This window comes from Arthrobacter sp. NPDC097144 (genome assembly GCF_044762205.1).
Classification (GTDB): Bacteria; Actinomycetota; Actinomycetes; order Actinomycetales; family Micrococcaceae; genus Arthrobacter_B.
In genome coordinates this window covers 118,948-145,226 of the sequence record NZ_JBIWDW010000009.1, presented here as the reverse complement: position 1 = coordinate 145,226, position 26,279 = coordinate 118,948, and the positions used below count along the sequence as shown (strand labels likewise).

The 26,279-nt window shown below is 65.8% G+C and carries 23 protein-coding genes; 11 read left to right on the top strand and 12 right to left on the bottom strand.

Annotated elements, in window-relative coordinates:
* The first annotated feature begins 153 nt into the window (after positions 1-153).
* Both ACIQXM_RS17690 and ACIQXM_RS17685 read left to right on the top strand, forming a co-directional pair.
* Positions 154-3,198, top strand: coding sequence for an alpha-mannosidase (locus tag ACIQXM_RS17690; RefSeq protein WP_400933920.1), 3,045 nt, complete (start codon positions 154-156; stop codon positions 3,196-3,198).
* 34 nt (positions 3,199-3,232) lie between these two features.
* On the top strand, positions 3,233-3,871 hold the full coding sequence (locus ACIQXM_RS17685) for a peptidyl-tRNA hydrolase (RefSeq protein WP_400933917.1): 639 nt from the start codon (positions 3,233-3,235) through the stop codon (positions 3,869-3,871).
* Between the two features lie 47 nt (positions 3,872-3,918).
* Here ACIQXM_RS17685 and ACIQXM_RS17680 read toward each other — a convergent pair whose 3' ends face one another.
* The 3 genes from ACIQXM_RS17680 to ACIQXM_RS17670 all read right to left on the bottom strand — a co-directional run bounded on the left by ACIQXM_RS17680 (position 3,919) and on the right by ACIQXM_RS17670 (position 6,112).
* Entirely contained in the window at positions 3,919-4,380 is a 462-nt protein-coding gene (locus tag ACIQXM_RS17680; protein WP_400933914.1) for a GatB/YqeY domain-containing protein, read from the bottom strand.
* A gap of 76 nt (positions 4,381-4,456) precedes the next feature.
* Positions 4,457-5,167 carry a bifunctional 4-hydroxy-2-oxoglutarate aldolase/2-dehydro-3-deoxy-phosphogluconate aldolase gene (locus tag ACIQXM_RS17675; protein ID WP_400933912.1) on the bottom strand — a complete coding sequence of 237 codons (711 nt, stop codon included), beginning with the start codon at positions 5,165-5,167 and terminating at the stop codon, positions 4,457-4,459.
* Between the two features lie 117 nt (positions 5,168-5,284).
* The gene (locus ACIQXM_RS17670) at positions 5,285-6,112 is read right to left on the bottom strand and encodes a DUF1684 domain-containing protein (protein WP_400933910.1); all 828 of its coding nucleotides are present in this window, start codon (positions 6,110-6,112) and stop codon (positions 5,285-5,287) included.
* 76 nt (positions 6,113-6,188) lie between these two features.
* Here ACIQXM_RS17670 and ACIQXM_RS17665 point away from each other — a divergent pair, with 76 nt between their 5' ends.
* From ACIQXM_RS17665 to ACIQXM_RS17655, 3 genes are all read left to right on the top strand, one after another.
* On the top strand, positions 6,189-6,368 hold the full coding sequence (locus ACIQXM_RS17665; protein ID WP_400933908.1) for a hypothetical protein: 180 nt from the start codon (positions 6,189-6,191) through the stop codon (positions 6,366-6,368).
* 135 nt (positions 6,369-6,503) lie between these two features.
* Positions 6,504-8,033 (top strand): acetyl-CoA hydrolase/transferase family protein, encoded by a 1,530-nt coding sequence (locus ACIQXM_RS17660; RefSeq protein ID WP_400933904.1) that lies wholly within the window; start codon positions 6,504-6,506, stop codon positions 8,031-8,033.
* 34 nt (positions 8,034-8,067) lie between these two features.
* Positions 8,068-9,357, top strand: coding sequence for an MFS transporter (locus ACIQXM_RS17655; protein WP_400933901.1), 1,290 nt, complete (start codon positions 8,068-8,070; stop codon positions 9,355-9,357).
* Positions 9,358-9,480: 123 nt separating this feature from the next.
* Here ACIQXM_RS17655 and ACIQXM_RS17650 read toward each other — a convergent pair whose 3' ends face one another.
* The 7 genes from ACIQXM_RS17650 to ACIQXM_RS17620 all read right to left on the bottom strand — a co-directional run bounded on the left by ACIQXM_RS17650 (position 9,481) and on the right by ACIQXM_RS17620 (position 15,890).
* Positions 9,481-9,864, bottom strand: coding sequence for an RNA-binding S4 domain-containing protein (locus ACIQXM_RS17650; RefSeq protein ID WP_400933899.1), 384 nt, complete (start codon positions 9,862-9,864; stop codon positions 9,481-9,483).
* 13 nt (positions 9,865-9,877) lie between these two features.
* Positions 9,878-10,813: an HNH endonuclease gene (locus ACIQXM_RS17645; RefSeq protein WP_400933896.1), complete on the bottom strand. Its 936-nt coding sequence runs from the start codon at positions 10,811-10,813 to the stop codon at positions 9,878-9,880.
* A gap of 408 nt (positions 10,814-11,221) precedes the next feature.
* Positions 11,222-11,512: a DUF1540 domain-containing protein gene (locus ACIQXM_RS17640; RefSeq protein ID WP_400933893.1), complete on the bottom strand. Its 291-nt coding sequence runs from the start codon at positions 11,510-11,512 to the stop codon at positions 11,222-11,224.
* A gap of 98 nt (positions 11,513-11,610) precedes the next feature.
* Complete coding sequence (locus ACIQXM_RS17635) at positions 11,611-12,534, bottom strand: hypothetical protein (RefSeq protein ID WP_400933891.1); 924 nt, start codon at positions 12,532-12,534, stop codon at positions 11,611-11,613.
* A gap of 10 nt (positions 12,535-12,544) precedes the next feature.
* Entirely contained in the window at positions 12,545-12,910 is a 366-nt protein-coding gene (locus tag ACIQXM_RS17630; RefSeq protein WP_400933888.1) for a DoxX family protein, read from the bottom strand.
* 114 nt (positions 12,911-13,024) lie between these two features.
* Positions 13,025-14,044: a LacI family DNA-binding transcriptional regulator gene (locus tag ACIQXM_RS17625; protein ID WP_400933885.1), complete on the bottom strand. Its 1,020-nt coding sequence runs from the start codon at positions 14,042-14,044 to the stop codon at positions 13,025-13,027.
* A 121-nt stretch (positions 14,045-14,165) separates the two neighbouring features.
* Positions 14,166-15,890, bottom strand: coding sequence for an alpha-amylase family glycosyl hydrolase (locus ACIQXM_RS17620; RefSeq protein WP_400933882.1), 1,725 nt, complete (start codon positions 15,888-15,890; stop codon positions 14,166-14,168).
* A gap of 281 nt (positions 15,891-16,171) precedes the next feature.
* Between ACIQXM_RS17620 and ACIQXM_RS17615 the strand changes: the two genes are divergently transcribed.
* The 3 genes from ACIQXM_RS17615 (at position 16,172) to ACIQXM_RS17605 (ending at position 20,127) form a co-directional block, all read left to right on the top strand.
* The gene (locus ACIQXM_RS17615; protein ID WP_400933879.1) at positions 16,172-17,458 is read left to right on the top strand and encodes an extracellular solute-binding protein; all 1,287 of its coding nucleotides are present in this window, start codon (positions 16,172-16,174) and stop codon (positions 17,456-17,458) included.
* 129 nt (positions 17,459-17,587) lie between these two features.
* The gene (locus ACIQXM_RS17610; protein WP_400933876.1) at positions 17,588-19,195 is read left to right on the top strand and encodes an ABC transporter permease subunit; all 1,608 of its coding nucleotides are present in this window, start codon (positions 17,588-17,590) and stop codon (positions 19,193-19,195) included.
* Positions 19,192-20,127 carry a sugar ABC transporter permease gene (locus tag ACIQXM_RS17605; protein ID WP_400933873.1) on the top strand — a complete coding sequence of 312 codons (936 nt, stop codon included), beginning with the start codon at positions 19,192-19,194 and terminating at the stop codon, positions 20,125-20,127. The genes ACIQXM_RS17610 and ACIQXM_RS17605 overlap by 4 nt, the downstream gene beginning before the upstream one ends.
* On the opposite strand, the gene ACIQXM_RS17600 is transcribed toward ACIQXM_RS17605, so the two are convergent.
* Positions 20,124-21,101, bottom strand: a complete 978-nt coding sequence (locus ACIQXM_RS17600) for an aldo/keto reductase (RefSeq protein WP_400933870.1) — start codon at positions 21,099-21,101, stop codon at positions 20,124-20,126. The genes ACIQXM_RS17605 and ACIQXM_RS17600 overlap by 4 nt on opposite strands.
* Before the next feature lie 157 nt (positions 21,102-21,258).
* Here ACIQXM_RS17600 and ACIQXM_RS17595 point away from each other — a divergent pair, with 157 nt between their 5' ends.
* Both ACIQXM_RS17595 and ACIQXM_RS17590 read left to right on the top strand, forming a co-directional pair.
* Positions 21,259-22,275, top strand: coding sequence for a CHAD domain-containing protein (locus ACIQXM_RS17595; RefSeq protein WP_400933868.1), 1,017 nt, complete (start codon positions 21,259-21,261; stop codon positions 22,273-22,275).
* 13 nt (positions 22,276-22,288) lie between these two features.
* The gene (locus tag ACIQXM_RS17590; RefSeq protein ID WP_400933865.1) at positions 22,289-23,857 is read left to right on the top strand and encodes an MFS transporter; all 1,569 of its coding nucleotides are present in this window, start codon (positions 22,289-22,291) and stop codon (positions 23,855-23,857) included.
* Positions 23,858-23,883: 26 nt separating this feature from the next.
* Here ACIQXM_RS17590 and ACIQXM_RS17585 read toward each other — a convergent pair whose 3' ends face one another.
* Complete coding sequence (locus ACIQXM_RS17585) at positions 23,884-24,918, bottom strand: LLM class flavin-dependent oxidoreductase (RefSeq protein ID WP_400933861.1); 1,035 nt, start codon at positions 24,916-24,918, stop codon at positions 23,884-23,886.
* Between the two features lie 252 nt (positions 24,919-25,170).
* Here ACIQXM_RS17585 and ACIQXM_RS17580 point away from each other — a divergent pair, with 252 nt between their 5' ends.
* Positions 25,171-26,244 (top strand): lipid II:glycine glycyltransferase FemX, encoded by a 1,074-nt coding sequence (locus ACIQXM_RS17580; RefSeq protein ID WP_400933858.1) that lies wholly within the window; start codon positions 25,171-25,173, stop codon positions 26,242-26,244.
* Positions 26,245-26,279: the final 35 nt, after the last annotated feature.

The following is a 26,279-nucleotide window of genomic DNA, read 5'->3' as shown; positions in this document are numbered from 1 at the left end:
GGATCCCGCTGGTTGTTGCTGCCGGGATGTTGCTGATGCCTTCCGCCGGGTCGTGCCGCCACGTTAGCATCCGGTATCTGCCAATGCGGGGTTCCTCCCGTAAAGAGGGCGGCGCCTTCGCCAGGAGCAGGCTTATGAGAGGGTAGGTTCCCCGTGCACGACAGCCGCGAACTGGCGGAAGCCCGCGTCAACAGGTTCCTCCGTGAACGACTGCCCGGCAGCCTCTGGAGAAACCGGACACCGGCGGACGTCTCGGTTTGGGAGGCGCCGGGGGAACCGGTGCCGTTCGCCCGGGCGGTCACCCGGGACTTCCTGCCCTTCAGCGCCGGACAGCCATGGGGCGCCCCGTGGGGAACCACGTGGTTTCGTGTGTCGGGGATGGTTCCCGGATTCGACGAGGGCAGCGGGTACCGGCCTGAACTGCTCATCGACCTCGGCTTTGACGGGCAGGGCCCGGGATTTCAGGCGGAGGCCCTGGTCTACGCGCCCTCCGGCGACGTTGTGAAAGCGGTGGAACCGCGGAACCTGCACGTTCCGCTCCGCCAGGGTCCAGGGGAGCCCTTTGAGTTTTACGTGGAAGCCGCTTCCAACCCCAATGTCATTGCCGGCTTCAGTTATGCGCCCACCCCGCTGGGAGACCCGGCGACGGCCGGCACTGATCCGCTCTACGTTTTGCGGTCCGCAGACGCCGCCCTGCTGGATGTTGAGGCCTGGAACCTGGCCCAGGATTTCTTCACCCTCAACGGCCTGATGCATGAACTGCCGATGGACCTGCCCCGCCGCTATGACATTCTGCGGGCCATGGAGCGGGCGGTCAGCAGTGTGGACCCCTCGGACATTTCGGGTACGGCAGCGGCTGCCCGGGCGGAGCTGGCCGGCGTGCTGTCATCTCCTGCCTATGCCAGCGCGCACCGGGTCCACGCAGTGGGGCATGCGCACATTGACAGTGCCTGGCTGTGGCCGGTGCGGGAAACGGTGCGCAAGGTGGCACGCACTTTTGCCAACGTGCTGGAGCTGATGGAGCAGGACCCCGATTTTATATTCACTGCCTCCTCGGCTCAGCAGTACGCGTGGCTGAAGCAGTATTACCCGGAGCTGTTCGCCAGGGTGGCGGAACAGGTGGCCGCGGGACGGTTTGTGCCGGTGGGCGGCATGTGGGTGGAAGCGGACACGAACCTGCCCGGAGGAGAGGCGATGGCCCGCCAGTTCCTGGCCGGCAAACGGTTCTTCCTGGAGAACTTCGGGGTGGAATCGGAGGTGGTGTGGCTGCCGGATTCATTTGGCTACTCAGCTGCCCTGCCGCAGATTGCCCGGGCGGCCGGCGCGCGCTGGTTCCTGACACAGAAGATTTCCTGGAATGAAACCAACGTCATGCCGCACAGTACCTTCCGGTGGGAGGGCATTGACGGTTCTTCCCTGTTCACCCACTTCCCGCCGGTGGATACGTACAACTCCGAGTTGTCCGGGCAGGAGCTGGCCCGCGCCCAGCGCCAGTACAAGGAGAAGGGGTTCGGAAACACCTCGCTGGTGCCGTTCGGCTGGGGCGACGGCGGAGGCGGGCCCACGCGGGAAATGCTGGCGGCCGCCCGGCGCACGGCCTCGCTGGAGGGATCACCTGCGGTCCGGTTCTCCGGCCCGGAACGGTTCTTTGCAGCGGCGGAGGCCGAGCTCGCAGAGCCGGCCACCTGGTCAGGAGAGCTGTATCTTGAGTTCCACCGGGGCACCTACACCAGCCAGGCCAACACCAAACAGGGAAACCGCCGGAGCGAGCATCTGCTGCGCGAAGCGGAGCTGTGGGCTGTGGCTGCGCACCTGCGCATGGGTGCTGAGTACCCCTACGAGGCCCTGGAACAGGCGTGGCAGACGGTTCTGCTGCAGCAGTTCCACGACATCCTGCCGGGCACGGCCATTGCCTGGGTATACCGGGAGGCTGAGCGCAATTACACGCTGGTGGCCGCCGGGCTCCGGGTTTTGATTGAAAACTCCGCGCGGGCGCTGCTGGGCGACGGCGGCCTGACTGCGGCGCTGAACGCCGGGCCGTATCCCGTGGCGGGAGTGCCGGCCGGCGGAGCGGGACCGGCACCCGAACCCGGTCCGTGGACCTGGCAGCGCTGGACGGACGGATGGGTCATCAGCAGCAGCCGGCTGCGGCTGGCCGTAGACAGCGAGGGGCTGTTCCGTTCACTGTCGGATTTGCCCGGCGGCCGGGAAGTCTTCCTGCCGGGACGTCCGGGCAACCTGTTCCAACTGTTCCGGGACACCCCCAACCAGTGGGATGCCTGGGACCTCGATGCCTCCTACAAGTTCAGCACCCTGGATCTGATGCAGCCGGACGCCATGGAGATGGAGAGCGGCAGCGGCAACCGCATCCTGAGAATCACGCGCTCTTTCGGCAACTCCACCCTCGTGCAGAAGATCTCCCTGAGCCCGGACGGAGCTGCGGTGGACCTGGAGGTTGAAGTGGACTGGCACGAGCAGCAGAAACTGCTCAAACTCGCCTTCCCGCTGGATGTTCACGCTGCCGAGGCGGCATCGGAGATCCAGTTTGGCCACCTGTACCGGCCCACCCACGCCAACACTTCCTGGGACGCGGCACGATTTGAAGCAGTGGCACACCGGTGGATCCATGTGGGGGAGCCGGGCTACGGGGTGGCCGTGGCCAACGATTCGACCTACGGCCATGACACCTTCCGCGAACTGGTGGAGGGCCGGAGCTGCACCACTGTCCGGCTGTCCCTGCTGCGAGGCCCGGTGTTTCCGGATCCCACGGCTGATCAAGGTCCGCACAGCTTCCGCTTTTCGCTCCGCCCGGCGGCCGGCATCCCGGAAGCGGTTGCCGAAGGCTACCGGCTGAACCTTCCCCTGCGCCGAATCAGCGGCGTCGCCGGAACGGCCGTAACCCCGGTGGTGACGGTGGACAACCCGGCAGTGGTGGTGGAAGCGGTGAAACTGGCCGAAGACCGCAGCGGAGACATAGTTGTCCGGCTTTATGAGGCACACGGAAGCCGCGCCGGTGCAACGGTGCGGACGGGGTTCAGCTACGACGACGTCGTCTCCGCTGACGTGCTCGAACGGGCGGTACCGTCCGGATTGCCGCTGGTGGTTGGCGGGGGAGCGGAAGGGGAAACGGTGGAACTGCTGCTCCGCCCGTTCCAGATCGCCACGCTGCGATTCCGGCGCGGTGCACGCGGGCGGTAAAAAACAGCCTGCCGGGTCGTGAAAAACTGGAAGCATGCAACCCAGTGACACTGTCCAGCCGATCGTCCTGCTCGTGGATAAGGAAGATCCCGCAGCCCATCTGGATGCGGTGGCTGCTGCCGCCGTCGCCAGCGTCAGCGCCTATGCCCGCAGGACGGAGGACACCGCGTGGGAGAACTGGGTGTTTGGCCGGTTCACCAAGTCAGTTCGGCGGGCGGGACCGAAGGTATTCGAAAAGATGGCGGCGTCAGCGCCGTCGGGAACCGTCGTCGTCGGCCGGGCGAAAGCTGTTGCCTTTGAACCGGTCACCTACGAGGAGATGCCCGGGAAACTGCGCGGGCTGCAGGTTTCCGGCACGCATCTGCCGGATGACGCTCCGGTTCCCGGGACGCCCGGAGCTCCGGTGATCGTGGTGAACGAGGATCTGGAGATGTCCACGGGTAAAGCCGGCGCCCAGGCAGCCCATGCCCTGCTGGCCTGGTACCTGACACTGTCCGGCGAGGAACGCACCGCCTGGTACGACGGCGGACACCCGGCCAGCGTCCGGCTTGCCGCAGGAACCGAGTTCACCGCGCTCGCAAAGGATCCGGGCGCCGGACCGCTGATTGTTGATGCGGGGATGACGGAGATTGCCCCGAACACGGCCACCGCGTTCGTTGCGGCCGCCGGCTAGATCCGGCGGCCACCCGCTCCGGCGGCAAGGCGGAGGACTGCCTGAAATCAGGAGAGGCGGCTGCGAACGATCTCGCTGACAGCCTTGCCGTCGAAACGTCCGGCGACCTTGGCGGTCACCGGCTTCATGAGGGCACCCATCTGACGCATGGACAGTTCGGTGCCGTTGGCCGTCAGCTCCGCCACAGCCTCGTCCACAATGGCTTCGACGTCCGCCGCGGTCAATGCTGCCGGCAGATAGGCTTCGATAACTTCGGCTTCCGCGGTTTCAGCGTCAGCGCGCTCGGTTTCACCGGCCTCACGGTAAATCCCCGCGGTGTCCCGGCGCTTCGCGGCTTCCTTCTGCAACAGGGAAATGACCTGCGCGTCGTCGAGTTCCACGGGTGTCTTGCCGGACTTCTCCCGGGTCTCGATTTCACCGAGCACGTTGCGCACCGTCATCAGTGCGGTGCGGTTGCCGGCCTTCATGTGGATCTTCATATCGGCCTGGAGCTGTTCTTTGAGTGTCATGGGGACTCATTTCCGGTGGAGATCGTGGTGGATGCTTCTTCCATGATCTCAGCTGCGCGGGCTTAGCTCTGCGGTCTCAGCTCGGTGACCGCAGCGGCGCTTCCGCCGCCGCGGCGCAGACCAAGCGGGTCCGAACACCCAGGGCACGGATGTTCCCGCCGGGGAGCAGGGCATCGCCGAGAAGGGAACGACCCAGTCCAACGGCGGCCGCACCCGCTGCCAGCCAGCCGGCCGCTTGGTTCCACCCGATGCCGCCGGCAGCGATCAGAGGGACCGCGGGAAGCGTCCGCCGGATGGTGCGGAGGTAGCCCGCTCCCAGGAACCCGGCAGGAAAGAGCTGCACCGCGGTTGCGCCGGTCCGCCACGCAAGGTGCACCTCACTCGGTGTGAGGGCGCCGGCATAGCTGGCAATTCCGCAGCTGCGGGCGGAATGGACCACATCGGGTGCCACCTGGGCAGATGCGACAAAGCGGGCGCCGGCACCGGCGGCCCGAAGAACATCGTCGGGAGTCAGGACCCCGCCGATGCCCAGCTCCACGTCCTCGGGAAGCCGGGGCCGGAGGTATTCGAGGGCCTGGATCGTTCCGGGTGCAGCGTTTGTCAGCATCATGGCACCCACTCCATTGGCCGCCAGCGTGTCCGCAGCGGCCGCGACCCGGGTGAAGTCCGGGCCGGGCCCGCCGCCCGGGAAAGTGCCCGTCTCAAGCACGGCCATGATCCGGCACTGGTGGAGGGCGCCGCCCATCGGTGCCCGGTTTGGCAAGGGACTGACGGGTTCGGTGCTCACGGTGAAACCTCCGGGACGCTACGGCTGAAGGGCGAAAGGGCGCCATCCTTGGACGATGCGTTCCTTTCGCAGTGCATACTCCCGGGCAGTTGCCCAGCTGCAGCATGCATCCTCCGTTCAGGCCGGGGATTCTGAAGCGAATCCGGGATCTTTCTCCCCGGCTTCAACAGGGGAACCGATAATATTTCCGCCCACCGGCATGGGGCAGGTTCCAAAAGGCGTAAAGGCGCTGGGGTAATTGACGGCGCGGTTGAAGTCCAGGGTTACTTCGGACGTCCCGGGTGCGGGCACCTCGAAGGCGACCTTCCGCCAGCCGGCCGTGCTGTGGTGGTTGGTCGCATCGTGAAAGGTAAGGGCCAGGCGGCTGCCGCCCTCGGCGCTGACCTGAAGCCGGCAGTCCTGTTCCCAACCGGGCAGACGGAACACCACTTCCCCCACTGTGAGATGCACGCCGTCGACGGCGGGATGAGCGGTGCGGATCGGAACCTCCACCGGTTCGGGGTACGCCGCAAAGCGGCCCCGGATTACCAGATCCGGCCGGAAATCAAACGTCGGGACGCCCGTGAAAGCGGTAAACACGGGAGATTCCGCGTCCCGGGTGCGCAGAGCATAGCGCCCTCCCCGACGGGCCAGCTCCACCAAAACCTGCCGGCCGCCGGTATACACCCAGGACAGCGATTCCTCGTCCGCGAGGGAGGCGGTCACTGTCCCGTCAACGGGGAGGCCGGTTGATGCCAGGGTCAGGCTGTCCGCCGGACCGGCGGACAGCACTGCTGCGTCGTCGGCGGACCACAGCCCGGGAAGGCCCTCCGCCGGTGCGGGCCTTTTCGTCAGCCACTGCAGGGACGTCAGCGTCAGCCAGCCGTGCTCCTGCGCCAGCTCGGCGTTTCTGCTGCTGCGAAAGCGGTGCCACTGCTCCAAAGCTTCGGATGTGGGGGTGTTCATGGTTCCTCCGGTTCGGCAGCCGATTGTTTAACCCGCCGCTTGAGGAAGTGTAGCGGGGAGCTTTGTAGGATGAGGCATGGAAAACATGGAAAACAGCAGCACCTCCGGTCCTTCACTTGAGCAGTTGCGGCGCCGCCAGACAGAACTGGTGGCTGCTCTCGCCGTCGAACACAACAGTGCCGCGCTGGGCGCCCTGAGCACGGAATTGGAGTCCGTCCTTGAACAGATCCAGCAGGCCTCCGGCCGTTCGATGTAACGCAGTCCTGCGGCCTGCTTCCGCGCGCTAAGCCCTTCCCGCAGCAGGGCCTTGGCTGTGTCTTGGATGACACCTGAATATGACGCACGCCTCACAGCCGATAGTGTTGGTTGGTCCCATCTAGGAAAGGCCACCATGCACGACCGCATTCACCACGAAGGACTTTTTGGGCGCAGGATGTCTGCTGAACAGGCCGCGGCGCTCATCAAACCAGGCGTGACCGTGGCGATGAGCGGTTTCACCGGAGCCGGCTATCCCAAAGCAGTGCCGCAGGCGCTCGCCCTCCAGATGGAGCAGGCCCATGCGCGCGGCGAGGACTTCCAGATTAAGGTGCTGACCGGCGCCTCCACCGCTCCTGAGCTTGACGGTGTGCTTGCAAAGGCCGGCGGCGTGGAACTGCGTCTGCCGTACCAATCCGATCCCACTCTGCGGAAGCGGATCAACGACGGCGAACTGGAGTACATCGACATCCACCTCGGGCACGTGGCCCAGTACACGTGGTTTGGGTTCTACGGCCACATTGACCTTGCCGTGATCGAGGTGGTGGGCATCAACGAGGACGGCTCGCTGATACCGTCGTCGTCAGTTGGCAACAACAAGACCTGGATTGAGCAGGCGGACAGGATCATCCTGGAAGTCAACATCCAGCAGTCGGCTGACATGGACGGAATGCATGACGTCTATTACGGGACTGCCCTGCCGCCGCACCGCAAGCCGATCATGCTGGTGAATCCCGATGACCGGATCGGTGAACCCTATTTGCGGCTGGACCCGGACAAGGTGATCGCCGTCGTCGAGACCGATGCACCGGACCGGATGACGCCCTTTGCCGCCCCGGATGAAACCTCCCAGCAGATCGCGGCCCACCTGATTGATTTCTTCGGCGACGAAATCCGGGCCGGCCGCCTGACGGACAAGCTGCTGCCGCTGCAGTCCGGCGTGGGCAACATTGCCAACGCTGTCCTGGGCGGGCTGGCCACCTCGGGGTACACGGGGCTGACGGCCTACACCGAAGTAATCCAGGACGGCATGCTGCACCTGATCCGGGACGGGGTGATCCGGGTGGCGTCCGCAACGTCCTTCTCGCTCAGCCCGGCAGGGATCGAGGAGTTCAACTCCAATATCGAGTTCTACCGCAAGCGGATCATCCTGCGCACCCAGGAGATTTCCAACCATCCCGAACTCATCCGCCGCCTGGGCTGCATCGCCATGAACGGCATGATCGAGGCCGACATCTACGGCAACGTGAACTCCACCCACGTTGCCGGAACCGCCATGATGAACGGGATCGGCGGGTCCGGCGACTTTGCCCGCAACGGTTTCCTGTCCGCATTCCTGTCTCCGAGCACGGCTAAGGGAGGCAGGATTTCCGGAATCGTTCCGATGGTCAGCCACGTGGACCACACCGAGCATGACACCATGCTGGTTGTGACCGAGCGGGGCCTCGCCGACCTTCGCGGGCTCTCTCCGAAGCAGCGCGCCCGCACGGTTATTGAAAAGTGCGCGCATCCGGACTTCCAGCCGCTGCTGCAGGACTATTTTGACCGCGCCTGCCGGGAGAGCTTCGGCAAGCACACTCCGCATCTGCTGGACGAGGCCCTGTCCTGGCACCAGCGATTCGTGGAGACAGGTGACAGCCGCTTGCCGGAGCACGTTCCGGCCTAACGTCATTTTCCCCGGTGCATGCTAGAACTCTTCAGTGAGTGAAATTGAAAGTCCCGGAGCAGGGCAACCCAAAAACCGGCGCAAGGGACGTGTCCCGTTGCCTCTCTGGGCTGCGGCTGCCGCCGTCGTCCTGATTGCCGTCAACCTTCGTCCCGGAGCTACGTCAGTGGGCCCGGTCCTGGCCGAGCTGGAAGCAGCCCTGGGCATGGGGGCCACTCAGGCCGGGGTCCTGACCGCTCTGCCCGGGCTCACGTTCGCGGTCATTGGAGCACTGGCCGTATCCCTGTCCCGCAGGGCAGGGCTCAGCCGCACCATCACCATTGGGCTGGCCGCCGTCGCGGCGGGCCTGCTGCTGCGGTCGGTGGTGGAGTCCTCCGCGGTGTTCCTGGCCCTGACAGTACTGGCGTTTGCCGGCATGGCGGTGGGCAACATCCTCGTCCCGGCCTTCATTAAACGGCACGGGGGCACACGGACCGCCCTGCTGAACTCCGTGTACGGCACTACGCTGGCGGTCGGTGCGACCCTTCCGCTGCTGATTGCCGGACCGCTGTCCGCGGGCGGCGCGGACGGCTGGCAGCTCAGCATCAGGGTGTGGGGCGCCGCCGCGCTGATTGCCTTTGTCCCGTGGACCCTGATTTCGATTCGCGACTGGCGCGCCGGAGCGGAGGAACGCGCCGAGGCGGGAAGGACGGCTGCGGATGACGGCGGGCGGGTGCACATCACGTCGTCGCGCACTGCTGTGGCCCTGTGCGTGTACTTTGGTGTCCAGTCCATGAATGCGTACGTGCAGTTTGGCTGGGCCGCGCAAATCTACCGCGACGCAGGACTGAGCCAGTCCTCCGCGGGCCTGATGACAGCGATAATCGCTTCACTGGGAATTCCGGGCGGATTGATCATGCCTTCGCTGGTGGCACGGGCGCCGGGCCTGAAGTTCTATGTGGCCGCACTGGCCGTCTGCACCGGCGCCGGCTACGTGGGCCTGCTGCTGGCACCCGCCGAGGTGCCCTGGCTCTGGGCCCTCCTGCTGGGCGTGGGAGGGTTTGCCTTCCCGACGGCGCTGGCCCTGATCATTGCGCGTTCCCGAAGCCCCCGGGTCACCGCTGAGCTGTCCGGATTCTGCCAGCCTGCGGGATACCTGCTGGCGGCGCTGGGGCCCTTCGCCATCGGCGCGCTTCATGAATCCACGGGAAGCTGGACGGTGCCGCTGATCATTTTGATCGCTTCCTCCGCGGCCATGGCGGCCGCCGGAATCCTGGCGGCTGCCCCGCGGTTTGTCGACGATCAGCTGCGGCCTGCCGCCGCGGGAGTCCTGCCGCAGGCCTGACCGGCGGGCCTGACCCGCCTGACCCGCCGGACCAGCCGGACCAGCCGGACCAGCCGGACCAGCCGGACCCGACCCGGACCAGGCGGACCCGACCCGGACCAGCCGTCGCCGGCCCGGGTCGGGTCAGCGGTCCCCGCGCAGCCGGTCGATCTCGCGGCGGTCCTTCTTGGTGGGGCGTCCCGCGCCCCGGTCCCGCATGGGTATCCCGAGGGCGGGACCAACGGGGCGCGGCGGGGTGTGGTCGGTGAAGCAATGGGACGCAGCCTCTGCGCCCACCCGCTTGGCGATCAGCTGGCGGACTTCCAAGATGCGTTCGTAGCCCGGCTGGCGCACGCGGATGGTGTCTCCCGGCTGGACCGGCTGGGCCGCCTTGGCAGGGTTGCCGTTGAGCCGGACATGGCCGGCCCGGCAGGCGGCGGTGGCAGCGGACCTGGTCTTGTAGGCCCGAACGGCCCAAAGCCAGGCATCCACGCGGACTGATTTTGAAGTACTGGCTGGAATGCTCATGGGGTTACCGATTCTACTGCGCGTCCGCACCGCTGGAGGGCGCGCTCCGGAGGCGGTCGGCGTCGTCCTGGGCTTCCAGCTGTTCCGGCGTGGGCACCGTGCCGGGCAGGGGATTCCGGACGGGCAGCGGGCCGGCGGCCGAGGCCAGCATCTGCCGAAGCTCCGCAGGAGTGAAGGGATCGGGGGCGCCGCGGTGGGCCATGGCGTGGCAGTTGGGGCACAGGGGCACCAGGTCAGCCACCGGGTCCAGGGTGTAGTCCGGTCCGATGGCGGCAGGCGGAACAATGTGATGCACCTGCACAAAGTTCGCTCCGTTGGGCCCGTAAACCTGCTGCATCGACAGCCCGCACGCTGCGCAGGAGGTGCCGTGGAACGCGACACACCGGGCAACGGCGTCGGGGTCATGTTCATAGCGGTTGACAGCCACCTGCCTCAGCGTGTCCTGGGACATGCTTCCCGGAACCGGGATGGTGGGATCCACATCCCCCTGCCAGCCGTCCGGGACCGGCCTCGACCGCAGATATGAGGCCCACGCCGCACGAACCTGTCCCTGCACCTGCTCCGGAACAACGGTTCCCGTACTGCGCACCGCACCCCAGTTCAGATCTGGAACGCTCGCCGTCAGCAACTCGGCCGGCAGGGCGTCACCGGGCGGCAGAAGCAGATCAAAGACGATGCCTGCCAGCAGCCCCAGCCGGGCCGGCAGAGCTGCCCCGGGCTGCGGACCCGAAGCCACGACACCGTGTCCGAGCAAGCCGCGGCCGTGCCGGCCCTGGGCAAACAGCCACACATCGGTTCCGCGGTCCAGATGCTGACCGCGGCCCACGCGCCACCGGGTGCCGAAGAGCCCTGTGCGGTCCACCGTCGCGGCAGCCATCGCGTAATCCGTGCGGCCCGGGCCGGCACCAAATGCTGTGGCCGGATTCCAGCCGAGCACCACGGCGGCCATCTGTTCTCCTCTGCTTGTTCTCCACGGGCGAGTTTGACCCGGCTGAGCTTACCCGCCGTGAAGGCTTGAAGCATCAGCGGGTGCTTCCGGCGGCCTGCGGCGGCGCGGCCCTGCTGATCCGGGCCTCCCGGCCGTGGCCTTCGCGGACACGCAGCTCATTCTTCCGAATCTTACGGATGCCCTGGTCAGGCGCGCGCACTGGCGGACCATCCGGCGCGCCAAGTGTTCAGGGCCACGACGACGCCTCCGCTCCGGGTACCGCGCGGTGGGCAATGAGCGACCGCCGTCGACCGACCGATGAGCTGGAGCATCTGTCCGCTGCGGGTCTGCCTGAGCGGCGCCGTGCAGGAGGCGCAGGGGCGTCAAGGCTGTCAGGTGCGGGTCACACGTCCGTTGGTGGGGCGCAGATTAGCGGGTCTGGTACGTCAAGCAGTCCGCTGATTCTGCTCCGGGGCCCACTCTGACATCATGGGCGGTGCACATGAGGTGGTCATTGTGGGTGCACTCGCTCCGGGCGCACGCTCCGACCGAGGCCAGGACCTTTGGCAGGCCTCCCGTTGCCGTGGTGTCGATAAACGTGGAACAGCTGGCATGGTCCGGGGCTCCGCCTACGGTAATGGCATAGGCCGTGCAGCCGTCATGGTTGTAATCGCAGCTGTGGACGGAGCAATCGCTGACGGGCGCCACATGATCAGTCATGGTTCCTCCAAGGGGGAGTTGCTGTCTGTCGAATTCCGAACGTACCACCGGCGCGCGCCAATAATTAGGACGAATTTGTTGGACGTATTTGGCACCGGTCAGCCTTCGTCCAGGGCCTCCAGGCGTGCCTGGGCTTTTTCCACTGCGCGCCGTGCGGCGCGCGCGGAGCGGCGGGCAGCGTCGCGGGCGCGTTCCACGGTGCCGGCGCGTCGGTCCACGGCGATCACTTCGCTTTCCAGTGTGCGGATGCGTTCGCGGAGCTCGTCGATTTCATCCGTCAGCTCATCCCGGCGGTCAGCAACGGCGTCAACCTCCTCCTGTGCGGTCTGCAGGGCATTTTCCGCCTGCTCGGCACGCTGCCGGGCGTCGGCCAGGGTGGTCCGAGCGGCGCGGAGCGCGCGGACGGACGCGGCTTTTTCCCTGGGCGACGGCGCGCTTCCGGCGTTGGTATTCCCGCCCCCGGTCCGGGGGCGGGCAGGCCGCTTTCCGGCCAGCGCGGCCGCTGGCCGGACCAGCACGGGATCCGCGACGGCGCCGTCCACGTTTACGGGGTCCCAGCCGTTGGCTTCGAGCGCCCGGACCAACTGACCGCTGGCGGCGGCGTTGGCTGCTTCGGCGTCGGTCATGGCGGCCCACAGCGTTTGTTCCACCTCTGCACCCACGGCAGCACTGACCGGGCGGCCCAACTCCTCGGCGAGTGCGCGGGCCTCCCGAGCGGCTGACCGCAGCAGGCGCTGGCGTTCCCCGCTGAGACGGCGCAGTTCCTGCTGGTCAAGGTCCTGCTGGGCTTCGCGCAGGACGGCGCCCAGTTCCAGGACCTCGGTCACCAGCTCCGGGCGGTGCAGCGCGAGCATGTTGACCAGCCAGGCCCCGGCGGACGGTTTGGGCAGCGATCGGATTTCCCTGCCCAGCTCTTTGTCTCCGGCCTTCGACGCTTCTGCGGCAAGCTTGTTCCTGGCTGCAGTGAAGCCGTCCGGCATCAGCGCATACAGGTCAGCGATGATCCGGGCCTTGTCCGTCATTGCGGTTCACTCACTCCATCCGGTCAATCCGGCCCCACGCCACAAATGCGGCCATCACCAGCAGGATAGCCGGAAGGACAGCGGCTTGCCGCTGGTTCCGGCGAAGGTGAAGCAGGACCGCCAGGGCCATCAGGACCACCAGCCCACAGGCGGCCAGGGGTGTCAGAAGCGGAGCCCATCCCAAAACTCCGGGGACCAGGAGGGTGAGCCCGGCGAGAAGCTCCACGGCTCCAAGGGCGCGGATGGCGGCGGGGGAGTAGCCGTCGGTCCACGGCAGTTTTCCCAGCTGCCGGGAGGATCGTGTCAGCCGCTGGCCGCCGATTCCCATGAACATCAGTGCCAGGACTATCTGCAGGATCCAAAGAAAGAGAGACATGGCCGGGAGAGTGTTCCTTTAGCAGGACTGATTGACGCTTTAGTCAAGCACGGTTGGAACGCCAAGACGAGGGCACGGGTGCCGCTGCGAAGGGTGCGGGTCCGGTCCGTCCGGTCAGCGGCGCAGATCGGCCGGCACCGAGGTGCTGGACCGGACCACGAATTCCGTGGGGTAGAACCGCTGAATCCAGTCTGATTCGAGCGGTGTCTGTGCCAGAAGGGACAGAACGGCGGCGACGGCGGCTGCCCCCTGGCCCTTCGGATCCTGGCTGATGGTGGTTAGTCCAAACACCTCTCCCAGCTCGTGGCCGTCAATGCCGATGACGGACAGATCCTCGGGAACGCGCAGACCCAGGGCCTCCGCCGCGAGGATGGCACCGATAGCCAGTTCATCTGAGGCGCAGAAGATTCCGGTGGGCCGGCCGTGCGGAGACGCCAGCAGTGTCTTGGCGGCCTGCGCACCGCTGGCCACGGAAAAATCGGCGCTGTTGATATGCATGCAGTCCAGCCCCGCCCGGCCCATGGCCTGTTCGTAGCCGTCCCGGCGGGTGCTGCCCAGCCGGAAGTCCCGCACAAGTTCCTCGCCTCCGCCGATGTGGGCAATCTGGCGGTGCCCCAGCGAAATCAGATGTTCCGTCGCGAACGCAGAGATGTTGGCCTCGTCCACCCGGATGGTGTGGGTTTTCGGCAGCGGGCCGCCGATGGCGACAATCGGCTTTCCGACGGCATGCAGCTGGGCCAGTTCCTCATCGGTGAGTCTCAGCGCCACGGCTATGACGGCATCGAGCCGCTTGCGCCGCAGCATTTCGGTCAGCACGCTTTCGCGGTGTCCCGGTCCGTCGCTGGTGTTGTAGAGCGTGAGGTCATACCCGGCATCGATCAGGGCGGCGGCAGCACCTTCCAGCACCTGGGAAAAGTACCAGCGGCCCACCGTGGGCATCACGATGCCGATATTTCGGCTGCGGCCGGAGGCCAGCGACGAGGCGTTGTAGGACAGGACGTAGCCCAGTTCATCTGCGGCCTCCTGCACCTTTTGGCGGGTAGCCTCGGAGACTTTCCCGTTGCCGCTGAGGGTACGGGAAACCGTGGCCGAGGAAACGCCGGCACGTGCGGCCACATCTTTGATGCCTGCCACGTTATTTTGCCTCAATTCGGCCACGCCTGGCGGCTGCCTTAGCTGCTGGTTGGGGAAAACCGGCTGCTGGGAGGAGCAGAACCGGGCTGCGGCACCGGACCGGGGTCCGGTGCCGCACGCATTAGCTTAGCCGGAGCCAGACGGCGCGGTTGGACGCGAGCATTCCATCGGCTGCTGCGCCGGGCTCGCTGGCCACCAGCACCTCACCTTCCGGCAGGGCCACCGGCTCGGTGCCCATGTTCAGTACGGTCAGCACGCTTCCGTTGAGGAAGGCCACCACTGAGTTGCCGTCGACGTCGGGCCACCAGGCCAGCGAACCGGCCCCGAGGGCGTATTCCCGGCGCACGGCAAGGGCGCTGCGGTACAGGTTCAGGGTTGAGGCCGGGTCCTCCCGCTGGATGTCGCGGGCCAGCGAAGCCCACTCCGCTGGCTGGGGCAGCCAGGCGGAGCCGGTGCTGCTGAAACCGAAGCTGTCCGCGGCCGAGTACCACGGCAGGGGGACACGGCAGCCGTCACGGCCCAGGCGGGCGCCGCCGGTGCGGTGGTAGCTGGGGTCCTGCCGGAAATCGTGCGGCATGGTGGTGTGGTCCGGCAGGCCCAGTTCCTCACCCTGGTAGAGGTAGACGCCCCCGGGCAGGGACAGCATGAGCAGTGTGGCGGCGCGGGCGCGGGAGAGGCCAAGTTCGTGGTTGGGCTGAGGATCCTCCGGGCCCAAACCGTCGCCGGGGCGCTCCTGGTGGCCTTCAATGCCAAATCGCGTGGCGTGGCGGACCACGTCATGGTTGGAAAGTACCCAGGTGGTGGGTGCCCCCACCTTGTCAAAGGCCTCCAATGAGGAGCCGATGACGTGGCGGACGGAGCCGGGATTCCAGTCATGGTTCAGATAGGCGAAGTTGAACGTCTGGTGCATCTCATCGGGGCGGACCCAGTCGGAGAGGCGGTCCAGCGGGTCAATGGTGGCTTCGGCGCAGAGCACGCGCTCGCCGTCGTACTCTTCCAGCAGTTTCCGCCAGGACCGGAAGATGTCATGGACTTCCTGCTGGCCGAACATGGGCGCCTCGTGGCCCGGGAAACCGTCCGAGGAGCAGCCGTCCGCCCGGCCGCCCCAGTCCGGCAGGCCTGATTTCTTGACCAGGGCGTGGGCCACATCCACGCGGAAGCCGCCCACGCCGCGGTCCAGCCAGAACCGCAGGACGCGCTCAAATTCGGTGCGCACGGCGGGGTTGTCCCAGTTGAAGTCGGGCTGCGTGGAGTCGAACAGGTGCAGGTACCACTGGCCCGGGGTTCCGTCCGCGGCGGCGGTCCGGGTCCAGGCGGATCCGCCGAAGTGGGACTGCCAGTTGTTGGGCGGAGCATCGCCGTTGTTGCCGGTGCCGTCGCGGAAGATGAACATGTCCCGTTCCGGGGATCCCGGAGGTGAGGCCAGAGCGGCCTGGAACAGGGTGTGTTCGTTGGAGCAGTGGTTGGGGACAAGGTCGACAATGATCCGGATTCCGTGGCTGTCCGCAGCCGCCACCAGGGCGTCGAAATCTTCCAGCGTTCCGAACAGGGGATCGACGGAGCAGTAGTCGGCAACGTCGTAGCCGGCGTCGTTCTGCGGTGACTTGTAGAACGGGGAAAGCCACAGGGCGTCAATGTCCAGCTCTGCCAGCGAGCCCAGCTCAGCCGTGATGCCGGGCAGATCCCCGATGCCGTCTCCGCTCAGGTCGCGGAAGGAGCGCGGATACACCTGGTAGATGACCGAGGAGCGCCACCACTGGCGGTCGTGCTCGCTGGAGGCAGCGTGGAGGGGGACGAGGGAGGGGCCGGCAACAGGGCCGGTGACGGAGATTACATCGCTGAGCATGGGAGCCATACTAGGGGTATCTCGGCCCATAAATGAAAACGCTTACATAGAGGCCTTCAACCCCTCAGGTAGCTTATCTTTTGTGACCCGCCGCACCTCACAAAGTGATGCAGATCTGTGATTGGACGCACAAGGTGTACACGCTTACACTTTCTCCATACATAGGTTCTGACGGAGATCTCCGTCTGCTCCCGACCCTTGTGCTGTCACGGTTCAAAGAGGTTTCCGTGCCGGCAACGAGAATGCCGGTAACCACTTGAAAAACTAGGAGAGGTACACCAATGAAGGTGCACACCACGGGAACGACGGCGTTTGGCCGCCGTTCCTTCGCTCTCGGGGCCGTTTCGGTCACCGCTGCCCTTGTCCTCAGCGCCTGCGGCGGCAGCGACGCCGCCGAGAGCAAGGACTCCACCGACCTGGCCAGTGCCGGCGCCACCACCCTCACCATGTGGGTTGACGCGGAGCGTTCCCCGGCCCTGACCGATGTCACTGCACAGTTCAAGGAAGACACCGGCATTGAAATCAAGCTGGTCACCAAGGATTTTGAGCAGGTTTCCGATGACTTCATCACCCAGGTCCCCACGGGCAAGGGCCCGGACCTGATCGTCGGCCCGCATGACTGGCTGGGCAAGTTTGTCCAGAACGGCGTGATCGCGCCCATCGAGCTCGGTGACAAGGCTGACGAATTCCAGCCGTCGTCCGTTGCCGCCATGACCTATGAGGGCAGCACCTACGGTGTTCCCTACTCCATTGAGAACATTGGCCTGCTGCGCAATGCTGACCTGGTTCCCGAGCCGGCAGCCACCATGGATGAAGTGATTGCCAACGGCAAGGCCGCCGTTGAAAAGGGTGCCGAGTTCCCGTTCCTGGTGGGCATGGACCCCAAGCAGGGCGATCCTTACCACCTGTATCCGTTCCAGACCTCCATGGGCGTGCCCGTTTTCGGAACTGACGAGAAGGGCGGCTATGACGCCTCCAAGCTGGAACTGGGCAACGAAAACGGTGCGGCCTTCGCCGCCAAGGTGAAGGAATGGGGCGAGGCCGGCGCAGGCATCCTGAACTCCAACATCACCGCTGACATCGCCAAGGAGAAGTTCAATGCCGGAGCGTCCCCGTACTTCCTGACCGGCCCGTGGAACGTTCCGCTGGCACAGGAAGCCGGAATCAACGTCGTCGTCGATCCCCTTCCCACCACCGGTAACTTGCCTGCCCAGCCCTTCATCGGCGTCAACGGCTTCTTCATCAGCTCCAAGAGCCAGAACTCCCTGGCAGCCACCGAATTCGCCCTGAACTACCTCACCACCGAGGCCGTCCAGGATGCCATGTTCGAAGGCGGCGGACGTCCGCCGGCCCTCACGGCCTCCTTCGACAAGGCTGCCGAAGACCCGATCGTTGCCGCCTTCGGCAAGATCGGCGCCGATGGCGTTCCCATGCCGGCGATCCCCGAAATGGGCGCCGTATGGGCTGACTGGGGCGGCACCGAGCTTGCCCTGATCAAGGGCCAGGGTGACCCCGCGGAATCCTGGGCCACCATGGTCGGCAACGTGGAAGCCAAAATCGCCAAGTAGTCCGGCATCAGCCGCACCTAAGTTAGATACGTCCGCCGGCGGTTTCGCCGGCGGACCAGGTTTGCGGGCCGGGACGGTGCCCAGTTTCTGAGCGCCGTCCCGGCCCGAACCGGTTCAAGGAGAACCCCGATGGTTGACCAGCTGGACACACCTGTCCGCTCCGACAGTCCCGCACCCCCCAAGAAGCCCCGCCGCAGCCCCGATTCAACAGCCGGCCTGCTGGCCAAGATCCTCCTCCTGGGCCTGACGGATGCATTCGCGGTGTTCGTCCTCATGGCCCTGTTCATGAACGAGAAATGGCTCCTCCTCGTCGTCGCCGCCGCGGTGACCGTGCTGATCAACTGGATCTATCTGCGCCGCGGAGGCCTCCCGGCCAAATACCTGGCACCCGGCGTCCTGTTCCTGCTCATCTTCCAGGTCTTCGTGGTGGTGTACAGCGGCTACATTGCGTTCACCAATTACGGCGACGGGCACAACAGCACCAAGGACGACGCCGTCTCCTCCATCTCCATGAGCGCCCAGAAGCGCGTCCCGGATTCTCCTGCCTATCAGGTGTCCGTGGTGGAAAAGGATGATGTGCTCTCCCTTCTGGTCACCGATCCCGAGGGCGCCGTCCGCATCGGCACCACCGGCCAGCCGCTGGAGGACGTCGACGGCGCCGAGACGGGCGGCACCGGCAAAGCCACCGGCGTCGACGGCTACCGGACCCTGACCTTCAATGAACTGCTCTCCGTCCAGCAGGACATCACCGCCATCAAAGTGCCGCTCTCGGACGACCTCGCCGACGGCACCCTGCAGACCGCTGACGGTTCCAATGCCTACGTCTTCAAGCCGGTACTGATTTACGACGAGGCAGCGGACACCTTCACCGACACCGACACCGGTACCGTCTACAAGGACGGCGGCGAGGGCTCCTTTGTGGCGGACAACGGCGAACGCCTGGCCACCGGCTGGAAGGTGGGCGTGGGCTTCGACAACTTCGAGCGCGCCTTCACCGACCCGGACCTCCGCGGCCCGCTGGTCAGCGTCATCCTCTGGACCTTCGCCTTTGCCCTTTGTTCCGTGCTGCTGTGCTTTGGGCTGGGGCTGTTCCTGGCCCTGACGTTCAACCACGCCAACCTGCGCGGCAAGAAGTTCTACCGCACCATCATGATCCTTCCCTACGCCTTCCCGGCCTTCCTGGCCGGGCTCGTGTGGTCCGGAATGCTCAACCAGCAGTTCGGCTTCATCAACGAAGCGCTCTTTGGCGGGGCGGACATCCCGTGGCTGACCGACCCGTGGCTGGCCAAGTTCAGCGTGCTGCTGGTGAACACATGGCTGGGCTTCCCCTATATGTTCCTGGTGTGCACCGGCGCCCTGCAGTCACTGCCCGAAGACGTCAACGAGGCAGCGCGCATGGACGGAGCCTCCGCCTGGCGGATCTTCCGGTCCATCAAGCTGCCGCTGCTGCTGGTCTCCACCGCTCCGCTGCTGATCTCCACATTCGCGTTCAACTTCAACAACTTCAACGTGATCTTCATGCTCACCGGCGGCGGGCCCCGGTTCTCCGACACCAACATGGACATCGGAGCCACCGACCTGTTGATCACCTTGGTCTACAAGGTGGCGTTCGGCCAGGGATCCGGACGTGACTACGGGCTGGCGAGCGCCCTGGCGGTCCTGATCTTCATCATCGTGGCAGTTATCTCAGCGGTCAGCTTCCGGCAGACCAGGGCCCTGGAGGAAGTGAACTCATGAGCATCTCGACTCAAACCCCGGCCGGCAAGCGGTCCCCGGCGGGCACACCTGACCGGACTGTTCCGCAGCCCCGCAAGAGCTTTGGACACTGGTTCCGGGACAAGGGCTGGCGCCACCTCGTAGGCGTGGTCATGGGCGTTTTTGCGCTCTTCCCGCTGGCCTATGTGCTTTCGGCGGCGCTGAGCCCCACCGGCACCCTGGTCTCGGCCAACGGCCTGTTCACCACCGTGCAATTCGACAACTTCGTCGACCTGTTCTCCGATCCGCAGAAGCCCTTCGCCAAGTGGTTCGTGAACACGCTCGTCGTGGGGCTGGTCACCAGCGCCGGCACCGTCTTCCTGGGGGCACTCGCGGCGTACTCGTTTTCCCGGATGCGGTTCACCGGCCGCCGGTTCGGACTGATGAGCCTGATGCTCCTGCAGATGTTCCCGCAGATGCTCGGCGTCGTGGCCATCTTCCTGCTGCTCAGCGGCATCTCCGACGTTGTGCCGTGGCTCGGGCTGGGCAGCCAAACCGGTCTGATCATGGTCTACCTGGGCGGAGCCCTGGGCGTGAACACCTACCTGATGTACGGCTTCTTCAACACCGTGCCCAAGTCCCTGGACGAGGCGGCGCGGATTGACGGAGCCAGCCATGTGCAGATCTTCTTCACGATCATCCTGCGCCTGGTCACACCCATCCTGGCCATTGTGGGACTGCTGTCCTTCATCACGGCCACCGGCGAATTCCTGATCGCCTCCATTGTGCTGAACGATCCGGACAGCCAGACACTGGCCGTGGGCCTGTACTCCTTCATCGGGGACAGCCAGTCCCGCACCTGGGGCGTTTTCTCCGCCGGCGCAGTCCTGGCCGCACTGCCGGTCATGGCGCTGTTCCTGTTCCTGCAGCGTTTCATTTCCTCCGGACTGACCTCCGGAGCAGTAAAGGGCTAAAACCCCGCCGGGGCCCGTGGAGTGTAATCCTGCTCCAACTCCTCCAGGTCCTCCGGCGAAAGCCGGAGGTCCAGGGCGGCCACCGCGTCATCCACATGCCCGACGGCGCAGGCACCCACCAGGGGTGCGCTCACCACCGGATGGGCGAGGACCCAGGCAAGGGCCACCTGGGCACGGGTCACTCCGTGGCGCAGTGCTACCCGCAGCACTGCGCCGGCCACTGCCCGGTTGGCATCCTGCTGCCCGGAGTAGAGGGAATGGCCCAGCTCATCCTGCTGCTGCCGGAGGCTGACCTCGTCCCACCCGCGCGCCAGCCTGCCGCGGGCCAGCGGCGAGTAGGCGAGCACACCGGTGTGCGTGGCCGTGCACAGGGGAAACATTTCCCGCTCCTCCTCGCGGTAGACAAGATTGTAATGGGCCTGCATGGTCACGAACGGGAACCACCCGCGGGCCTGCTGCAGCGCCAGCGCCTGCGCGAACTGCCAGGCATACATGGTGGAGGCGCCCAGGTAGCGGACCTTTCCGGCCCGCACCAGGCCGTCCAGGGTTTCGAGGGTTTCCTCCAGCGGAGTGGAACTGTCCCACCGGTGGATCTGGTAGAGATCGATGTAGTCCGTTCCCAGCCGCTTCAGGCTTTCGTCCACCTGCCAGAGGATGTGTTTGCGCGAGAGGCCCCATCCGTTGGGGCCGGGCGTCATTTCCCCGTGGACCTTGGTGGCTATGACCACCTCTTCCCGGCGTGCGTCCTTAAGGACTGTTTCGCCGATGATCCGCTCGCTGTCTCCCGAGGAATACACGTTTGCGGTGTCAAAGAACGTGATGCCCAGCTCCAGGGCGCGGCGCAGCACCGGCCGGGACTCGGATTCGCGCAGCGACCACCCGTGGGTCCCGCGCTGCGGGTCGCCGAAGCCCATGCACCCCAGGCCCACCGCCGACACAGCAGTGCCTGAGTTTCCCAGTTTTACGTATCTCATGCGTTCGCTCTTTTGCCTTGGCGGAACAGCGCCCGGCGGCCCGGGTACCGGCGATGCTACAGCCGGGGCAGGGAAGCGGAAAGAGCATAGCCGCACTGCACCGCCGCACTGCACCGAACCCCTGCCCGGAACCAGTTTCACGGTCCTATACTGAGCCATGCCTACCGCTCAGGAGCCGCAAATCCGGGCAGCCTTCCGGATCCCCGGCAACACGGATGCCTCATCTCCCGCCCAGCCGGTCCCAGCCGCAGCCGCGGAACACATTGCAGGGAGAGTGGCCGCCAACGAACCGGCGCCGTCCGAGCCCGAGGGCCCGGTGGGGCTGCTCCTGGTGGAGTACCTGCACGGACAGTTCCTGGCCATGCTTCGGGAGGATCCGCGGGTGCGGGCCAACGAGGCGGATGCCGTCCACAAGATGCGCGTCAGTACCAGACGGATGCGGTCGGCGTTGGCCAGCTACCGCAGAGTCTTGGGTCCTGGACAGGTGCAGGAGGTGCGCGATGAACTGAAATGGCTGGCCGGGGTTCTGGGTGCCGCCCGGGACGCCCAGGTGATGCGCTCGCGCCTGCAGTCCCTGGCGGCCGCGCAGCCGCCGGAGCTGGTGATGGGACCGGTTCGCCAGCACATTGACGAAGAGCTGCTGGGAGAATACCGGGCCGCCCAGGCGCTGGTGCTGCAGGCGCTCGACGGCGACCGTTACCGCAGCCTGCTTGAGCGGCTGGAGATTGTGGTCACCAAACCGGACTTTACTCCCGAAGCGGACGCGCCGGCTGCGCAAACAGCAGCACGGATGCTGACACGGGACCGGAAACGCCTGCACCGGCAGGTGAGGGAGGCCCGCACCGCGGGCAGCGGGAACCCGGGGTCCGAATCCCTGCACGAGGCGCGCAAGGATGCCAAACGCCTGCGCTACGCGGCCGAGGTTGCCCAGCCGGTGTGTACCAAAGGGTCCGCCGAGCTTGCGGCCGGCGCCGAACATATCCAAAAGATCCTTGGCGAGCATCAGGACAGTGTGGTCAGCCGGGAGTATCTGCGCCGGCTCGGTGCCGAAGCCGCGGGAGCCGGCCGAAACGGATTCACGTACGGACTGATGTACGAGGTGGAAGAAGAACGCGGAAGGACAGCACGGAAGCGGTTCCGGAAAGCATGGTCAGGATTCCCGCGCGTGGTTTGACGGAGGTGTCCTGATGGATTCGGTATCGCCCTGGGCGCCCCTGCGGCGCCGCGCCTTCCTGATTCTCTGGCTCGCCAATCTCGGGTCCAGCATTGGCACGTGGATGCAGACAGTGGGCGCGCAGTGGTTTCTGGTGGAGAAAGCGTCCAATCCCGCCTTGGTGTCCCTGGTCCAGACAGCCAATCTGCTGCCTTCCCTTTTGCTTGGGCTTATTGCCGGTTTCCTTGCCGATGCCTTCAACCGGCGGCGCCTGATTCTCGGGGCGAATCTGTTTGCAGCGGCTGCTGCCGCCGTCCTGACCGTCATAGCGGTGCTGGGCCTGCTCGATCCGGATTCGCTGCTCCTGTACACCTTCCTGATCGGCTGCGGGGTGGCGCTCAGCCAGCCGGCATGGCAGGCCATCAATCCCGACCTGGTGCCTTGGGCGGAAATCCGGGCGGCTGCCGCCCTGAGCAGCATGGCGGTAAACGGCGCCCGGGCCGTTGGTCCGGCCGTGGCAGGTGTCCTCGTCTCCTTCTTTGGCCCGGCCTTTGTGTTCGGGCTCAACGCGGTGTCGTTCCTGGGAACGGCGCTGGCCGTCTATGTGTGGCGTGCACCCCCGGGCCCGGATGATCCGGAACGGCTGCGCGAGGCGCTTGCGGCCGGAATGCGGTACATCCGGGCGGCGCCGCGGGTCCGGCGCATCCTGTTGCGGACCGCTTTCTTCATGGCGCCTGCGAGCGCGTTGTACGCCCTGCTTCCGGTGGCCGTGAACGGCCACCTCCACCTCGGCTCCACCGGCTACGGCCTGCTGCTGGGCGCACTGGGGGCCGGCGCCGTCGTCGGCGTGGTGCTGCTGCCCCGGGTCACGGAGCGGATCAATGACAACCTGATGCTGGGGCTGGCAGCGGCCGTATTCGGCGTCGCTACGTTTGCCGCCGGCTTCCTGCCCGCCGGCGTGCTGGCTGTGCTGCTGGTGTTCGCGGGCGTGTCCTGGATTGCCACCTTTTCCATTCTTAACAGCGCCATTCAGCTCACCCTGCCGGAATGGGTGCGTGCCCGCGGGCTTTCGGTCCAGCTGATGGTCACTACCGGGGCCCAGGCGCTGGGGGCTGTCCTGTGGGGGTCCCTGGCAACCGCCTTCGGTTACGCCCCCGTACTGGCCGCGGCGGGAATCCTGCTGGTGGCAGCGGGGCTGAGTGTTTCCGTCCTGCCGCTGCTTCCGCGCACCGGCAAGCTGGACCGGAGCGTTGCGGAAGCTGATCTCGGCATCGAGACGGAAGAAGAGCCCGAGCCCGATGCGGGGCCGGTCACCATCCTCATCGCCTATGAGCTTGCTCCCGACAAGGCGGCCGACTTTGTGCAGGCCATGCATGAAGTGAAGCTGTCACGGATGCGCACCGGTGCCCGGGACTGGGAGCTGGTGCACTCGGTGACCGACTCCCGCCAGTTCCGCGAGATTTACGACGTCGCCACTTGGCGGGAGTACCTGCGCCAGGAGCGTGAACGCATCACGGGAGAGGACCGCAGGGTGATGGACCGGGCCGCGGAGATGGCCGAAGAGCCGCCCCGGGTCCGCTGGTTCCTGCCCGCCTCCGCCTAGCTGCACCAGGCGGAGGCGGGCAGGCGCTAAGCGAGCTGCTCGCGGACCAGCGGTGCCACTTCCGTGCCGTACAGGCGGATGCAGTTCATCAGCAGCTCGTGCGGCAGTGTTCCCAGGCTGTACTTCAGATCGAAGCGGCTCAGCTCCAGTTCCCGGGCCACCCGAACGATTTTGGCAGCGACGGTCTCCGGGGAGCCGATAAACAGGGCGCCGTCGGGACCCGCTGAGGCCAGATAATCGCTGTGGGTGGTGGGGCTCCAGCCGCGCTCGCGGCCGATCCGGTTCTGCATGCGTTCAAAATGCGGCCAGGCCTCTTCAAGTGCCTGCTCATCGCTGGCCGCTATGTAACCGGGGGAGTGCGCACCCACCGGCAGCATCGGGCGCTGGAACTGGGCCAGCGCCCGTTTGTACAAATCGACGAACGGTGCGAAGCGCGCCGGTTCACCGCCAATGATGGCCAGCATCAGCGGCAGGCCGTAATGGGCGGCCCGAACGACGGACTGCGGCGTGCCGCCCACGGCGATCCAGGCCGGGAGCTCACCGGAGGCGGTGGGAGGGTACACGCGCTGGTTCTGCAGGGGCGCCCGGGTGCTGCCGCTCCAGGTCACCGGCTCTTCGCGGCGCAGTTGGGCAAAGAGCTCGAGCTTTTCCTCAAAGAGCTCCTCATACTGTGCCAGGTCCAGGCCAAACAGGGGGAAGGACTCGGTGAAGGATCCCCGGCCCAGGATCACCTCGGCCCGGCCGTTGGACACCGCGTCCAGGGTCGAAAAGCGCTGAAACACGCGGATCGGATCATCGGAGCTCAGGACCGTTACTGCCGAACCCAGCCGGATCCGGCTGGTCTGCCCGGCGATGGCTGCGAGAACCACATCGGGAGCGGAGACGGCGAAGTCCTCGCGGTGGTGTTCACCGATGCCAATGAAGTCAATGCCCACCGAATCGGCCAGCACCGCCTCAGCCACCACATTGCGCAGGACCTGGTGCTGTGGAAGCCGCTCACCGGCCGGGTCCGAAGTGACGTCTCCAAAGGTGTCCAGTCCAAGTTCCAAATGCTGGCCCATGTGTTGTTTCCCGCTTCCGCTACAAGTACATGATTTTGCATCTAGTGTAGCCGGGGCGGGGCCGCAGGGAGGCCCCCGTACAGGCAGCGGCAGCCGGGTCTACGTCACACTGCTGCGGGGGCTCGGATTTCATACTGGGAACATCACACCGGATAGACTTGGGGGCGGTTCCTTGGGCAATCCCGGGGTCCGCTTCGGATCAGCAGCCGATGGCGCAAGTGATCAAGCGATCAAGTGATTAGTTGAGGTATTTTGCGAGACTTTAGTGCACGCCTGGCCACAGCCGACGAGATGGAAAAGTGGGACAGCCATGTGCTGTCCAACCCGTGCGGCGGGAACGTGCTGCAGTCTGCATCCTATGCGGAGGTCAAGTCGCACCACGGGTGGAATCCGATCCACTTGGTGTTTACCGGCCACGGTTACACGACGTACAACCTGGCCATCGAAAAGAAGGTCCCCGGCCTGGGCAGTCTCTGGTACCTCATCAAGGGGCCGGACGTAGCGGAACCGTCGCATGTGCCCGAGGTGCTGGATGCTTTGCGGCGGTTCATCAAGGACACCAAGCGCAACGTGTTCGCCGTCAAGGTGGAACCGGACATTGTGGACAGCCCGGAGGTGCGTGCCCAGTTCCTGGGCGCAGGCCTGGTGAAGACCTTCAATCTGCAGCCCAATGACTCCACGGCACTGCTGGATACGACTCCGGATACTGAACAGCTGCTCAAGAACCTCTCCTCGCGCGGGCGCAACGCCGTCCGCCGGGCGATCCGCGAGGAAGCGGACGTACGCCGGGTGGAACCCACCGAAGAAAACATGCGCATCATGTACAAACTGATGAGCCACATCGAGGACCGGTCCTCCGCCCGGATGCGCTCCTATGAGTACTACCACCGCTTCTGGTCCAACTTTGTGGCCGCGGGCCAGGGCCGGTTCTACTTCGCCTTCGAGAACGACGAACCCACAGTGGGTGCCTTTGTCATTGCCTACGGCAAAAAGGGCACGTACAAGGACGGCGGATCCAAACCGCGCCGCAACCAGTACGGGGACTCCCACCTGGTTCAGTGGACCGCCATCAATGAGCTGAAGGAAGACTTCGGCATTGAGCAGTATGACTTCTGCGGAACTCCTCCCAGCGACCAGCTGAAAAACAAGGAGCACCCGCACCACGGCCTTGGCCTGTTCAAGACCAGCTTCTCGAAGACGGTCACGGACTTTGTGGGCTGCTATGACCTGGTACTGGATCCGGTGCGGTACAAGATCTGGAACACCATTGGCGAGCGGGTGGCCCGCCAGATCTACTGGCGCCGGCACCAGCAGCCGTTTTACTAACCAGGAAGCACGCCTGAACGCCGATTCAGGCACAA